At 41.7% G+C, this 14906-nt stretch carries 15 protein-coding genes; all 15 read left to right on the top strand.

What is annotated here, in order from left to right; all coding sequences use genetic code 11:
* Positions 1-12 precede the first annotated feature (12 nt).
* The 15 genes from spoIIIAG (at position 13) to spoIVB (ending at position 14737) form a co-directional block, all read left to right on the top strand.
* Positions 13-648: a stage III sporulation protein AG gene (gene spoIIIAG, locus ASG46_RS16510; RefSeq protein WP_370529232.1), complete on the top strand. Its 636-nt coding sequence runs from the start codon at positions 13-15 to the stop codon at positions 646-648.
* A complete protein-coding gene (locus ASG46_RS16505; RefSeq protein ID WP_024718861.1) occupies positions 648-1280 on the top strand; it encodes a SpoIIIAH-like family protein in 633 nt (210 codons plus the stop codon). The genes spoIIIAG and ASG46_RS16505 overlap by 1 nt, the downstream gene beginning before the upstream one ends.
* 194 nt (positions 1281-1474) lie before the next feature.
* Positions 1475-1957 carry an acetyl-CoA carboxylase biotin carboxyl carrier protein gene (gene accB, locus ASG46_RS16500; protein ID WP_056705231.1) on the top strand — a complete coding sequence of 161 codons (483 nt, stop codon included), beginning with the start codon at positions 1475-1477 and terminating at the stop codon, positions 1955-1957.
* An 11-nt stretch (positions 1958-1968) separates the two neighbouring features.
* Positions 1969-3318, top strand: a complete 1350-nt coding sequence (gene accC / locus ASG46_RS16495; RefSeq protein WP_056705230.1) for an acetyl-CoA carboxylase biotin carboxylase subunit — start codon at positions 1969-1971, stop codon at positions 3316-3318.
* A 25-nt stretch (positions 3319-3343) separates the two neighbouring features.
* Positions 3344-3751 (top strand): Asp23/Gls24 family envelope stress response protein, encoded by a 408-nt coding sequence (locus ASG46_RS16490; RefSeq protein ID WP_017357965.1) that lies wholly within the window; start codon positions 3344-3346, stop codon positions 3749-3751.
* Positions 3752-3960: 209 nt separating this feature from the next.
* Positions 3961-4356, top strand: coding sequence for a transcription antitermination factor NusB (gene nusB, locus ASG46_RS16485; protein WP_034661255.1), 396 nt, complete (start codon positions 3961-3963; stop codon positions 4354-4356).
* A gap of 11 nt (positions 4357-4367) precedes the next feature.
* The gene (gene folD / locus ASG46_RS16480; protein WP_007501171.1) at positions 4368-5219 is read left to right on the top strand and encodes a bifunctional methylenetetrahydrofolate dehydrogenase/methenyltetrahydrofolate cyclohydrolase FolD; all 852 of its coding nucleotides are present in this window, start codon (positions 4368-4370) and stop codon (positions 5217-5219) included.
* A gap of 70 nt (positions 5220-5289) precedes the next feature.
* A complete protein-coding gene (gene xseA / locus ASG46_RS16475) occupies positions 5290-6648 on the top strand; it encodes an exodeoxyribonuclease VII large subunit (RefSeq protein ID WP_024718864.1) in 1359 nt (452 codons plus the stop codon).
* A complete protein-coding gene (locus tag ASG46_RS16470) occupies positions 6632-6892 on the top strand; it encodes an exodeoxyribonuclease VII small subunit (RefSeq protein WP_003215880.1) in 261 nt (86 codons plus the stop codon). The genes xseA and ASG46_RS16470 overlap by 17 nt, the downstream gene beginning before the upstream one ends.
* Positions 6876-7772, top strand: a complete 897-nt coding sequence (locus ASG46_RS16465) for a polyprenyl synthetase family protein (protein ID WP_196760493.1) — start codon at positions 6876-6878, stop codon at positions 7770-7772. The genes ASG46_RS16470 and ASG46_RS16465 overlap by 17 nt, the downstream gene beginning before the upstream one ends.
* Before the next feature lie 151 nt (positions 7773-7923).
* Complete coding sequence (gene dxs, locus ASG46_RS16460) at positions 7924-9825, top strand: 1-deoxy-D-xylulose-5-phosphate synthase (RefSeq protein ID WP_056705228.1); 1902 nt, start codon at positions 7924-7926, stop codon at positions 9823-9825.
* Positions 9822-10676, top strand: a complete 855-nt coding sequence (locus tag ASG46_RS16455; RefSeq protein ID WP_041506970.1) for a TlyA family RNA methyltransferase — start codon at positions 9822-9824, stop codon at positions 10674-10676. Before dxs ends, ASG46_RS16455 begins: the two co-directional genes overlap by 4 nt.
* A 367-nt stretch (positions 10677-11043) precedes the next feature.
* Entirely contained in the window at positions 11044-11493 is a 450-nt protein-coding gene (ahrC, locus tag ASG46_RS16450; RefSeq protein WP_007501163.1) for a transcriptional regulator AhrC/ArgR, read from the top strand.
* Between the two features lie 34 nt (positions 11494-11527).
* Entirely contained in the window at positions 11528-13261 is a 1734-nt protein-coding gene (gene recN / locus ASG46_RS16445; RefSeq protein ID WP_041506971.1) for a DNA repair protein RecN, read from the top strand.
* 198 nt (positions 13262-13459) lie between these two features.
* Positions 13460-14737 (top strand): SpoIVB peptidase, encoded by a 1278-nt coding sequence (gene spoIVB / locus ASG46_RS16440; RefSeq protein WP_041506972.1) that lies wholly within the window; start codon positions 13460-13462, stop codon positions 14735-14737.
* Positions 14738-14906 lie beyond the last annotated feature (169 nt).

The following is a 14906-nucleotide window of genomic DNA, read 5'->3' as shown; positions in this document are numbered from 1 at the left end:
AAACTGAAATCAATGTTCCAAGCACCTGAAAAAGGTGAAGGGAAACCAAAATTAACGAAGCACCATTACTTACTGCTTGTCTTCATCATCGGCGTGTCATTCATGTTAGTCAGTCAAATTCTGTCACCGCCATCAAGCAAACAAGAGGCTGCTGTTCCTGCGTCTAAAAAAACATCCTCAGAAGAGCAGGCGGTGTTCAAACCATCCTCTTCAGGTAAGTCAAACAACTCGATAGAGGATGTTGAACAAGAATACGAAAATCAGCTGAAAGAGATTTTAGAAACGATCATTGGTGTTGAGGATGTTTCCATCGTGGTAAATGTAGACGCAACTTCTTTAAAAGTGTTTGAAAAAAACAAATCCAATAAAAGCACTACGACCGAGGAAACAGACAAAGAAGGCGGCGTGCGAAGTGTCACGGATCAAACAAAAGAAGAAGAGGTTGTCATTATTAAAAATGGCAATGAAGAAACACCTGTTGTTGTCCAAACGAAAAAGCCAGACATTCGAGGTGTCCTCGTTGTTGCTCAAGGAGTAGACAACGTTCAAATAAAGAAAACCATCATTGAAGCGGTTACACGAGTGCTTGATGTACCGAGCCATAGAGTGGCTGTTGCCCCTAAAAAAATCAAGGAGGATTCGGAATGATGTTAAAAAAACAAACGGTTTGGCTATTAACGATGCTAAGTTTAGTTGTCGTATTAAGTGTGTACTATATCATGTCCCCACAAGGTGAGAATGCTGTGACAGTAGAAGATACAAAATCAAAAGGAATGGAAGAGAAAAAGGCTGAGCCAGAAAAAGGGACTGATAAAGGAACCGAAAAGAACGCAGAAGAGAAATCAACTGACAAAGAAACCAATGCGAAACAAGAAGATGTTGAAACAAGTGGAGAAGAAGGAAAGGCTGTTTCAGAGCAGACCGACGATGAACTTTTCACAACCTACAGACTTGAACTTGAAGATAAGCGCAGCAAGCAGCGTGAAGAGTATAACGAAATCGTGTCTAGCGATGATGCAACAGCGCAAGAAAAAAGTGAAGCTTATGATCAAATGACAGCGCTTAGTGAGGCCGAAGGAACAGAGCGTCAGCTGGAGACATTAATCAAAACAAAAGGGTATAAAGATGCGCTCGTCAGTGCAGAAGGAGATAAAGTGAACATCACGGTTCGTTCTGATAAAAAATCAAAGTCCCAAGCAGCAGATATTATTGATTTGGTCACAAAAGAAATGAGAGGGCTTGATAACGTAGCCGTCACTTTTGAGCCATCGAATCAATAAAAAATGCACAAGCGCCCTTTTCTGAAAAGGGCGTTTTTTCATGCGGGTTGACGCCCTTTTTCAGGTGCTTGCGCGAGGTGTCTCATCACATTAATAGTTGAATTCAACGAAATCCTCCTGTAAGATGGTTATAGTATGTACTTTTAGTACTAGCCTATAAAAAAAGATAAATCCATACATAGGGGTGCAAATCCATGTTAAAAATTGAAGAGATTCATGAACTAATTAAATTAATTGACGAATCAACAATTGATGAATTTACGTACGAAAATGAAGGCGCAAAAATCAAGTTAAAGAAAAATAAAGAAGTCGTTCAGCAAGTTGCGGCACAAGCACCAGTGGCTCCTGTCCAAGTAGCTCCAGCTCAACAAGCTCCTAAAGCACAAGCTCCAGCTCAGACCGAAGCCCCTGCACAAGAGGGAGCCGCGTCTGAAAACCTGCATAAAATCACATCCCCAATGGTTGGCACATTTTACGCTTCTTCTTCACCAGAAGCAGATCCATATGTGACAACAGGTTCTAAAGTGAAGGAAAACTCAGTTGTATGTATCGTTGAAGCGATGAAACTGTTTAATGAAATCGAAGCAGAAGTAAAAGGCGAAATCGTCGAAGTATTAGCTGAAAACGGTCAGCTTGTAGAATTCGGACAACCCCTCTTTCTAGTGAAAGCAGAGTAAGGAGTACGATCATGATTAAAAAGCTATTAATTGCAAACAGAGGAGAAATCGCAGTTAGAATCATCCGTGCTTGTAAAGAGCTTGGAATTGAAACAGTTGCGGTATTTTCTGAAGCGGATCGTGATGCGCTGCATGTTCAAATGGCTGATGAAGCATATTGCATCGGACCGACTGCTTCAAAAGATAGTTATTTAAATGTGACAAATATTGTCAGTGTGGCAAAACTAACAGGTACTGATGCCATCCATCCAGGATATGGTTTTCTTGCTGAAAATGCAGACTTTGCAGAGCTTTGCGAGGAATGTAATGTCATCTTTGTTGGACCAACTGCGTCAGCAATTTCCAAAATGGGAACGAAAGATGTGGCAAGAGAAACAATGAAGCAAGCTGGTGTTCCAATTGTCCCTGGTTCTCAAGGAATTGTAAAAGATCTTGATGATGCTGTTTCAACAGCAGCTGGTATTGGGTATCCTGTCATTATTAAAGCAACTGCAGGCGGCGGTGGTAAAGGTATCCGTGTGGCTCGCACAGAAGAAGAGCTCATTAACGGTGTCACCATTACGCAGCAGGAAGCAGCACAAAACTTCGGGAACCCAGGTGTCTATTTGGAGAAATTCATTGAAGACTTTAGACACGTTGAAATTCAAGTCCTTGCTGATCAGCATGGGAATACCATTCACTTAGGTGAACGTGATTGTTCTATCCAAAGAAGAATGCAAAAGCTTCTGGAAGAAACGCCATCACCTGCACTAAATGCAGATATTCGTGAGCAAATGGGTGAAGCTGCCGTAAAAGCAGCCGAAGCTGTTGAATACACAGGTGCTGGAACGGTTGAATTCATTTACGATTATAATGAAGAGAAGTTTTACTTCATGGAAATGAATACACGTATCCAAGTAGAGCATCCTGTAACGGAAATGGTCACTGGTGTTGATTTGATCAAAGAACAGATCAAAGTAGCTTCAGGTGAAAAGCTTTCCCTTACGCAAGAGGATGTCGTATACGAAGGCTGGGCGATTGAATGTCGTATTAATGCAGAGAACCCTGAGAAAAACTTCATGCCTTCTGCTGGTGAAATTAAAATGTACCTCCCGCCAGGCGGTTTAGGAGTACGTATTGATTCTGCCGCGTATCCTGGTTATGTGATTCCGCCATATTACGATAGTATGATTGCGAAAGTGATCACATATGGTAAAACGAGAGAAGAAGCAATTGCAAGAATGAAACGTGCGCTGCAAGAGTTCGTCATTGAAGGAGTCTACACAACGATTCCATTCCACCACAGATTACTAGAGCACGAAACATTTGTGAGCGGTAATTTTAATACGAAGTTTTTAGAAACGTATCAAATTATGAAATAATAACAGCTTTCGGAGGTGAATGATCGTGTCAGAAAACAATTTGCTTGAAATGAACCTTGATGAAGATCAATTGGGAAAAGTGCAAATTGCGCCAGAAGTGATTGAAGTCATTGCTGGGATCGCTGCATCAGAGGTCGAAGGAATTGCGGAAATGCGCGGCAACTTCGCTGCTGATGTGGCAGAACGCTTTGGGAAGAAAAATCACCGTAAAGGTGTGAAAGTAGATGTCTCTGATGAAGGCATCACAATTGATGTGTATTGTGTGGTTGAATTTGGCCTATCCATTCCAAAGGTATCCACTGCTGTTCAAGAAAATATCCGTCAAACCCTTTTAAACATGACGGCTTTAACGATTAATGAAATCAACATTCATGTCGTTGGCATTCAATTTGATACAAAAACAGCTGAAGCTGAAGTTGATCAAGAAATGTAAAAAGGGTTGAAGTGAAACCAAGGAGGCATTGCCTCTTTGGTTTTTTAAAGCCCATTTTTGGGAAAATTCCACATGATGATTACGTCACGCATGGAGTGATTCGTTTTTCGTCACAGCTCGCATGGATCTTGGTGCGACTACGGTCAAAATATGTTATGATCTCTGTATGGCTTAACGACAAGCGGATAAAGTGGTTAAAGGAGTAAATAATGAAAAGAAGAACTGCAAGAGAAAAGGCGCTACAAACATTATTTCAAATTGATGTCAGCAATATTGATCCGAAAGAGGCCATTACACATGCGCTGGATGAACAAGAATCAGATCCTTTTTTCGAGGAACTGGTTTTCGGTGTGCTCGAACAAAAGGACAAGCTCGATGACATGATTTCACAGCATCTTGTGAATTGGAAACTTGATCGTATTGCGAACGTAGACAGAGCCATTTTAAGGCTGTCTGTGTACGAAATGGTATATCAAGAAGATATCCCGTTGAGTGTTTCAATGAATGAAGCCATTGAACTGGCTAAATTGTTCGGTGACGATAAGGCGCCGAAATTTGTAAATGGTGTACTTTCAAACATTAAAAACGACCTAAAGCAGCAATAGGAGGATTCGACATGACAGCAACAATCATCGATGGGAAAGAAACAGCAAAAGAAAAGCGTGAACAATTAGCAAAAGAAGTAGAAGAGCTAAAACAAAAAGGAGTCACACCTGGTCTTGCCGTTATTCTAATCGGTGATGATCCGGCTTCACTTTCTTACGTACGCGGGAAGAAAAAAGCAGCAGAAGCCATGGGCATGCATTTCCAGCTTGATCATTTAGATGCTTCTTTAACAGAAGAGGAATTGCTAAAGATGATTGATCAGTACAATGCGAATGATCAATTCCACGGAATTCTTGTTCAGCTTCCACTGCCAAAACATATTTCTGAAAAAGCCGTCATTGAACGAATTTCACCAGAGAAAGACGTAGATGGTTTTCATCCGCTGAATATCGGGAAAATGCTACTTGGGGAAGACACATTCCTCCCTTGCACACCAGCAGGTATTGTTGAATTATTGAACAAAACAGGTGTGGATCTCTCTGGCAAAGAAGTGGTCGTTGTAGGACGAAGCAATATCGTCGGCAAACCAGTTGGACAATTGCTACTAAACGAAAATGCAACTGTCACCTACTGTCATTCAAGAACGGCGAACATTTCAGAACATACGTTAAAAGCGGACATTTTAGTTGTTGCCGTCGGTCGAGCAAACTTTATTAAAGCTGACCAAATTAAAGAAGGCGCTATTGTCATTGATGTAGGAGTCAATCGTCTAGAAACAGGGAAACTTGTAGGCGACGTTGACTTTGAAGCAGCAAAAGAAAAAGCTTCTTACATCACACCAGTCCCTGGCGGAGTAGGTCCAATGACAATTACGATGCTTGCACACAATACGGTTAAATCAGCAAAACGTACATTATCATAAGCTTGATCCATTCATCCACCTGCGTGCTGCCGGTGGATGAATGTGCGTTTTTGAAGAGGAGGAATACGTCATGAGTGAAAAAGCCTTTGTGACGGTCACAGCCCTTACAAAATACATAAAAAGAAAATTTGATGTTGACCCTCATTTAGAAGATATTTGGATCAAAGGTGAGTTATCAAATGTGAAGATTCATTCAAGAGGTCATGTTTATTTCACCTTAAAGGACGAAAATGCACGTATGCAAGCTGTTATGTTCCAGCGCTCCGCGTCCAAGCTGCCTTTTTCACCAAAGAGCGGAATGAAAGTGTTCGTACGTGGCGGAATTCAAGTCTACGAACCGAGCGGAAGCTATCAATTATATGCAAAAGAAATGCAGCCTGATGGTGTTGGTGCTCTTCATCTTGCCTATGAAGAGCTGAAGAAGAAACTAGCAAGTGAAGGCTTATTTGATGAGCGCTATAAAAAAACAATTCCTGAATATCCAGAGGTTGTTGGTGTCATTACATCCCCAACAGGAGCAGCTGTTCGAGATGTCATTACCACGATCAATCGGCGCTATCAGCAGGCCAAGATCATTGTGCTTCCGGCATTAGTCCAAGGAGAAAATGCTCCGCGTTCGATTGTGGAACGGATTAAAGAAGCCAATGAAAAACAGCTTTGTGATGTCTTGATTGTCGGGAGAGGCGGAGGATCGATTGAAGAACTTTGGGCCTTTAATGAAGAAGCAGTCGCAAGAGCGATCTTCGCATCAGACATTCCAATCATTTCTGCAGTTGGGCACGAAACAGATTTTACCATTAGTGATTTCACTGCAGACATGAGAGCACCCACACCAACAGGAGCAGCAGAACTAGCTGTTCCAAGCACCGCTGATTTAATTGAACGAATCAAATCAATCGACATTCGGTTAACAAGAGCAGTAAAAAATCGAACGTCACAAGCAAAAGACCGTCTTGTGGCACTTCAATCCTCTTATGCTTTCCGATTTCCAAAACGATTACAAGAGCAAAAAGAGCAACAATTCGATATGGTATTTGATCGTTTTCAAAAACAGCTGACAAGACAAATGGAACAAAAACGCAGTCAACTGGACCGCCAAACATATAGACTGAAGCCGCTTCATCCTAAAGAGCAGCTGCTTCAGGCGAAAAAACGTCATGCCAATGAAACAGAACAGCTCGTTCGGAGCATGAATGTGCAAATGAAAACAATTCATTCGCAGTTCCAATCGGTTCTTGGTAAACTAAATGCATTAAATCCGCTTCAAGTCATGGAAAGAGGCTATAGTTTAGCTTATAAAGAAGATGAGCTCATTAAAAGTGTGAATCAAGTAGAAACGAAGGATCAACTGACGATTACAATGAAGGATGGACGTCTGATTTGTGAGGTTATTGAGAAGGAGGGCAATCATCATGACAGAATCAAATAAACAAAAAGAAGAACAAATGACATTTGAAGAGGCCATGAAAGGACTTGAAGAGATTGTGGGAAAGCTCGAAGAAGGCGATGTACCGCTAGAACAAGCTATCCACTATTTCCAAGAGGGTATGACGCTCTCAAAACTTTGCCATGAAAAATTACAGCATGTTGAAAAGCAAATGGATTTCATTTTAAAAGAGGACGGTGAACTGGCTCCTTTTTCTGTGAAGGAGGCAGATGCTGGTGACAAGTAACTTAAACGAATTTTTAACAACACGAAAACAAGCAATTGAAGACTATTTATTTACATATGTGCAGGAATTGTCTATTCCAGAAGAGCTGAAATCTTCTATGCTTTATTCTCTGAAAGCTGGCGGAAAAAGACTGCGTCCTGTGCTTGTTCTTGCTCTTTTAGATGCGTATGGGAAAAAGGAAGAAGACGGTATACCAGTAGGTTGTGCAGTGGAAATGATTCATACGTATTCCTTGATACACGATGATCTTCCTTGTATGGATGATGATGATCTGCGCCGAGGAAAGCCGACCAACCATAAAGTATACGGCGAGGCAACAGCTGTTCTTGCAGGTGATGCGCTGCTCACTGAAAGCTTCCGTCTCATTACATCGCAATTATCTGACGATGTACCTGCTGATCAAAAGCTTCGAATCATCGATGAACTTGTTACATCAGCAGGTGCACTCGGAATGGTTGGCGGGCAATTTGATGATATGGAAGCAGAACAGAAACAAATCCCTCTTTCTGAATTAGAATCGATTCATGCCCGCAAAACAGGAAAGCTACTCACCTTTAGTGTGGTTGCTGGTGCGATACTGGCAGGTGCATCTGATGATGAGATCGAAAAGCTGAGAGAATTCAGCTATCATATTGGCATTGCTTTTCAAATCCGTGACGATATTTTAGATCTTGAAGGCAGCGAAGAGAAAATAGGAAAGCGGATCGGCTCCGATACAGCAAATGAAAAGTCGACATATCCTTCTTTATTAACGCTTTCAGGAGCAAAAGAAAAGCTGGATGAACATATCACTCGTGCGAAAGAAATTGTCTCAAATCTTGAGTTGGAGCAAAACTTGCTGCATGATTTATGCGATCTGATTGCCTCACGAGATCACTAAAAACAGCCTAGATTTGAGGGTCCTCGAGCAATTGTGGTAAACTGTAAACAGTTTATCATGATGAGACAACTCTTATTCCTGAATTGGTTTTCATAGGAATAAGGCATTATATATGTAGATAGAAATTTTGTTGAAAGCGAGTTGATCCTGATTGGATCTTTTATCAATAAAAAATCCAACGTTTCTAAAAGGAATGTCTAATGCAGAATTAGAGGAGCTTAGTGCGGACATTCGCACGTTTTTAATTGAGTCGTTAGCGAACTCTGGTGGGCACATTGGTCCAAACCTTGGTGTCGTTGAACTTACTGTTGCACTTCACAAAGTATTTGACAGCCCGAAAGACAAATTTCTTTGGGATGTTGGACATCAGTCTTACGTTCACAAGCTGTTAACTGGAAGAGGCGCCGAGTTTGATACACTTCGTCAATATAAAGGGCTCTGCGGTTTCCCTAAACGAAATGAAAGTGAACATGATGTTTGGGAGACTGGACACAGTTCAACCTCATTATCTGGTGCAATGGGAATGGCGGCAGCGCGTGACATTAAAGGAACAGATGAATACATTCTCCCGATTATCGGCGATGGTGCACTAACCGGCGGTATGGCGTTAGAAGCACTGAACCATATCGGGGATGAAAAAAAAGACATGATTGTGATCTTAAACGACAATGAAATGAGTATTGCACCAAACGTTGGTGCGATCCATACAATGCTTGGCAGACTACGTACAGCTGGTAAATACCAATGGGTAAAGGACGAGCTTGAATACTTATTCAAGCGTATCCCAGCAGTAGGCGGGAAGCTTGCTGCAACAGCAGAACGTATCAAGGACAGTCTGAAGTATTTGCTTGTCTCTGGTATGTTCTTTGAGGAAATGGGCTTTACTTACTTAGGACCAGTAGATGGACATTCCTATGAAGATTTGTTTGAGAATCTTGAGTACGCAAAGAAAACAAAAGGCCCGGTTCTCCTTCATGTCATCACGAAAAAAGGAAAAGGCTATAAGCCGGCCGAATCTGATAAGATCGGCACATGGCACGGAACAGGACCATACAAAATCGACACAGGTGACTTTGTGAAACCGACAGCAGCCGCACCGTCATGGAGTGGTCTCGTCAGTGAAACCGTCAGAAAGCTGGCACGGGAAGATGGGCGAATTGTCGCAATTACACCTGCAATGCCCGTTGGCTCAAAGCTTGAAGGGTTTGCAAAAGAATTCCCAGAGCGAATGTTTGATGTTGGAATTGCAGAGCAGCACGCTGCAACAATGGCAGCTGGACTTGCTACACAGGACATGAAGCCATTTTTAGCGATTTATTCAACGTTCCTCCAAAGAGCCTATGACCAAGTGCTGCATGATATTTGCCGTCAAAATCTCAATGTGTTCATTGGAATTGACCGTGCAGGTCTTGTCGGTGCAGATGGAGAAACGCATCAAGGTGTGTTTGACATTGCTTTCATGCGTCATATGCCGAATATGGTTCTCATGATGCCAAAGGATGAAAATGAAGGACAGCACATGGTCAACACAGCCATTCAATATGATGATGGTCCAATTGCCATGCGCTTCCCGCGTGGAAATGGACTAGGCGTCAAAATGGATGAACAGCTGAAAACCATCCCAATTGGTTCTTGGGAAGTTCTTCGTCCCGGGAAAGATGCTGTCATTTTAACATTCGGTACAACCATTAAAATGGCGCTGCAGGCAGCAGAAGAACTGCAAAAAGAAGGAAAATCAATTCGTGTTGTCAATGCACGTTTCATTAAGCCTCTTGATGAAGGCATGTTAAATGAGATACTGTCTGAAGGTTTGCCAATTTTAACAATAGAAGAAGCGGTGCTTCAGGGTGGATTTGGCAGCAGCGTACTAGAATATATTCACGACAAAAAAGCGTCTCATATAAAAGTAGAACGTATGGGCATTCCAGATGAATTTATTGAGCATGGAAGTGTCGATGCGCTACTTGAGGAAATTGGACTGACGAAAACACAGGCTGCTGAAACGTTACGTGACCTGCTTCCCGCAGCACCAAGAAAAGGAATTGGATCATGACATCAAAGAAAGAACGACTTGACGTTTTATTAGTCGAACAAGGACTAATGGAAACGAGAGAGAAAGCAAAACGCGCCATTATGGCAGGGATCGTTTACTCAAATGAAAACCGTTTGGATAAGCCAGGAGAAAAAATCGCTCGTGATACCCCGCTGACTGTGAAGGGGAATCCGCTGAAATATGTCAGCCGAGGTGGGCTAAAGCTCGAAAAGGCACTTCAAGAATTTGATTTAACCGTTGAAGGAAAGCTTTTAATTGATATCGGCTCATCAACAGGGGGATTTACAGATTGCGCACTCCAAAATGGAGCAGTCAAATCCTATGCTGTGGATGTTGGCTACAATCAGCTTGCGTGGAAATTACGACAGGATGATCGGGTGATCGTCATGGAACGCACCAACTTCCGCCATTCTGTTCCGGCAGATTTCACCGAAGGATTACCAGAGGTTGCATCTATTGATGTATCATTTATCTCGCTCAAACTCATTCTTCCCGCATTAAAGCATATTCTTATCCCAGGCGGCGACTGTATTGCGCTAGTAAAGCCGCAGTTTGAAGCGGGCAGAGAGCTTGTTGGAAAAAAAGGCATTGTGCGAGAACCTTCTGTACATCTTGGTGTGCTAGAAGAAATGAATCAATTTGCTGCAAAAGAAGGCTATGATGTAAAGGATGTTTCGTTTTCACCGATTACAGGTGGAGATGGAAATATCGAATTTCTCCTCCACTTGGTCCTGCATCCCGATCAAGAAGAGAATACGGCACTTCCAGTATTTGAACTTGAAAAAGTCGTCAAAGAAGCCCATGCCGTATTGAAAGAAAAGAAAAACAGTCCTGAGCCGGCTGACACATGAATTATTGAAACAAAAGGAATAATAGCTCGCTATTATTCCTTTTAGATTGTTGACAAAGGGCTAAAATGAACTTGATTTTAGCCCTTTGTCTTCTTTTCAGCGTGATAGAAAACCTTTGCAGCCCTAGGAAGGACGAGTACTGGCGCGGAGCGAATTTGGGATTCGTGAGCACCAGAGCGCAGGACTGACAAAGAATGCGAGGGTTTGTCTACATGCTGAACGGAATAATCGCTCGCTATTATTCCTTTTTACATGGTCAAAAGATCAGAATTGACCGTTTCTCACGTAATGCTTGTTTTTTGAAGTGTGCATCATATAACATAGAACGTAAAGACAAACTGAGATTCTAACGTCTAGGGGGGTCAAAATGAACAAAGGTCAAAGACATATTAAGATTAGAGAAATTATCGCAAGCCAAGAAATCGAAACACAAGACGAATTAGTCGATATTTTGAAAGCGGATGGATATAACATCACACAGGCGACCGTATCAAGAGATATCAAAGAACTGCATTTAGTCAAAGTGCCAACAAATAATGGAACATATAAATACAGCCTTCCTGCAGATCAGCGGTTTAACCCGCTATCGAAATTAAAGCGTTCCTTAATGGACGCATTTATTAAAATGGATGCTGCCAGTCATTTAATCGTTCTAAAAACAATGCCTGGGAACGCTCAAGCCATCGGTGCTTTAATGGATAATTTAGATTGGGAAGAAATTATGGGAACCATTTGTGGGGATGATACCATCTTAATCATTTGCCGCACGCCAGACGATACGGATACCGTTTCGTCCAAAATTTTAGAGCTTCTATAAAGAGATCAGGTTTACAAAAAGAGGTGTCAAATGAGTGTTAGCAGAACTAACCATTAAAAACTTTGCAATCATTGAGGAGTTAACGGTTTCGTTTGAAAAAGGACTCACAGTTCTAACAGGGGAAACAGGTGCCGGAAAATCAATCATGATTGACGCTGTCTCACTTCTCGTAGGGGGAAGAGGATCATCTGAATTTGTCCGTTATGGCGAAAAAAAAGCAGAGCTGGAAGGTCTTTTTCTTGTACCAGCAGATCATCCTGTATTTGCCCTTTGCGAGGAGCAAGGAATTGATGCATCTGATGAAATGATGATTCTTCGCCGTGATATCAATCAAAGCGGGAAAAGCATTTGCCGCATTAATGGTAAGCTTGTCACCATCTCGCTTTTAAGAGAAGTTGGCCGGCTTTTGCTTGATATACATGGACAGCACGATAATCAGCTGTTAATGGAGGATGAAAATCATTTGCATTTGCTTGATCAATTTGGAGCAGATGAAATTGCACCTGCTCTCTCGCAGTATCAAGAAGCGTATGATCAATATATGAAGACGGCGCAAAAACTCAAACAGCTGTCTGAAAATGAACAAGAAATGGTTCACCGGTTAGACTTATTGCAATTTCAGCTGGAAGAGATTGAAGCGGCACAATTAGAGCCTGGAGAAGATGAGAAGCTTCAAGAGGAACGTCATCAAATCAGCAATTTTGAAAAAATCTTTTCCTCGCTTCAAAACGCATATAATGCTCTGCGTAATGAGCAGGGAGGACTTGATTGGGTTGGAATGGCTTCAAGCGAGCTTGAGCAAGTTTCTGAGATCAACGACGATCTGAAAAAGCTCTCTGAGCAAGTGTCAAACTCCTATTATTTATTGGAAGATTCTACTTTTCAAATGCGCAGCATGCTTGATCAATTAGAATTTGATCCAGCCCGTCTTGATTTTATTGAGTCTAGGCTAAATGAGATGAAGCAGCTGAAGCGAAAGTACGGCACAACCGTTGAGGAAATTTTAGAATATGCGGCTAAGATTGAAGAGGAGATAGACCAAATCCAAAATCGAGACAGCCATTTGCAGACACTTAAAAACAAACTTGATGCGATAAGCCGGGATGCATTGCTTGAAGCGCTCAACGTGTCAGAGCTCCGTAAAAAATGGGCGAAAAAACTGGCGAAGCACATTCAAGCTGAATTGAAGGATTTATATATGGAGAAGTCTTCTTTTGATACCGCTTTTACGATTCGATATGCACCTTTTGGCAGTACGGACTGCCCGCTTTTAGATGGAAAACCCGTACAGCTCGGGAAAAATGGCATAGATCAAGCGCAATTTGTCATTTCTACAAATCCGGGTGAACCGATGAAATCTTTGTCAAAAGTAGCATCTGGAGGAGAAATTTCACGTGTCATGCTGGCAGTGAAAAGTATTTTCTCAGCGAAACAAGAAGTGACGTCCATTATATTTGATGAAGTGGATACGGGTGTTAGCGGCAGAGTCGCACAAGCCATTGCTGAAAAAATTTATAAAGTAGCAGCAGGCTCACAAGTACTCTGTATTACCCATCTGCCGCAAGTTGCAGCAATGGCTGATACACATCTTTTTATTTCTAAACGCGCTAAAGCTGGTAGAACAATGACGAATGTCAAACCACTCAGTGATGATGAAAAAGTGAGTGAAATTGGCCGAATGATTGCTGGTGTAGAAGTCACTGAGCTCACAAAACAGCATGCAAAAGAATTACTGCACCAAGCAAATGATGTCAAAACGACAGGGTAGCTGAAACAACAGCTGCCTTTTTTATATTGTCTCATATTCGCCGTATATACGCATGAAATCGTCTTTTTCTTTTATCAATTTATCCAATCATTTTCTAAAGGTGTCGGTTATAAATCCTCGCTAAGAAGGCAAAAGTAAAGATGTAGCCAAAACATTAATGTTCTGGTGTGGGTAAGGAGCGAGGAGAGTGAAAAATGAATGCCCGAAAAGATGAGAAAAGCCATTGGTGTGATTCTCCTTGTTTCTTTAATAAGTACAGGGTTTATGAGCATAGTGAAGGAATATATCAGCATTCCAACAACTGTCGCAGTATTTGAACACGAGAAGCATTCGATTGATACATCCATTGAAGCGTCAGCCAATGCTTCTTCACCAGCCTTTAGTCTTTCAGAGAAAAAGAATCAACTTGAAGTAACGGGACAAAAGGCGGGAAAAGCCGAAATTGTTTATGATTTTAAAGGATTTCCTATTAAGAAAACAAAAGTCGATGTTCTTCCCGAATTAAAAGTCATTCCTGGAGGACAATCCATTGGCGTCAAACTCCATTCTGTCGGAGTTCTCGTTGTCGGTTTTCATCAAATCGCAACAGCAGACGGCAAAAAATCACCAGGTGAAGCTGCAGGCATTCAATCAGGGGATATGATCATTGAGATCAATGGTCAGAAAATGGAGAAGATGAATGACCTCACCCCATTTATTCAGAAAGCCGGAAAAACGGGGGAAACCCTTCATTTACTCATAAAAAGAGACCATAAAACCTTTCAAACGACATTAACACCCGCGAAAGATGCAAGTGAAGGTACTTATCGAATCGGTCTTTATATTCGTGATTCCGCAGCAGGAATCGGGACGATGACCTTCTTTGAACCATCTTCTAAAAAATATGGCGCCCTTGGGCATGTGATTTCTGACATGGATACAAAAAAACCAATCGTGGTCGACAATGGTGAAATTGTCAGATCAACTGTCACATCCATTGAAAAAGGGACAGGAGGCAACCCTGGAGAAAAATTGGCCAGGTTTTCTTCCGAAAGAAAAACGATAGGTGATATTTCACGTAACAGTCCATTTGGTATATTTGGTACGTTAACCGAAAAACTTGAAAATCATGTAGCAGACAAACCACTTCCAGTCGCATTATCAAGTGAAGTAAAAGAAGGTCCAGCCGAAATATTAACGGTTGTGGACCATGATAAAGTAGAGAAATTTGATATTAAAATCGTCAGCACAACACCGCAAAAATTCCCGGCAACAAAAGGAATGGTGCTTAAAGTAACAGATGAACGCTTATTAAGCAAAACAGGAGGGATCGTTCAAGGAATGAGCGGAAGTCCGATCATCCAAAATGGCAAAGTCATTGGAGCGGTCACTCACGTGTTCGTCAATGACCCGACAAGCGGATACGGCGTACACATTGAATGGATGCTGTCAGAAGCAGGAATTGATCTTTATCAAAAAAACAAAAAAGCAAGCTGATGAAAAACTGCCGCGAATCTTCCGGCAGTTTTTTTCTACCCTTTCTTTCTCTTCCATCATGTTATAAAATAAGGAAAAAGAGATTTTTCGACAAAATGGAAAACAGTTTGTTGTCAAATTGCAATAATCGTCGATTCATTAAGAAAAACGTAGAAAAAGCTAGATAATG

Source organism: Bacillus sp. Leaf49, assembly GCF_001426125.1.
Taxonomy (GTDB): domain Bacteria; phylum Bacillota; class Bacilli; order Bacillales; family Bacillaceae; genus Bacillus; species Bacillus altitudinis.
The sequence above is the reverse complement of the archived record's forward strand: the minus strand, read 5'-3'. Positions and strand labels throughout refer to the sequence as shown.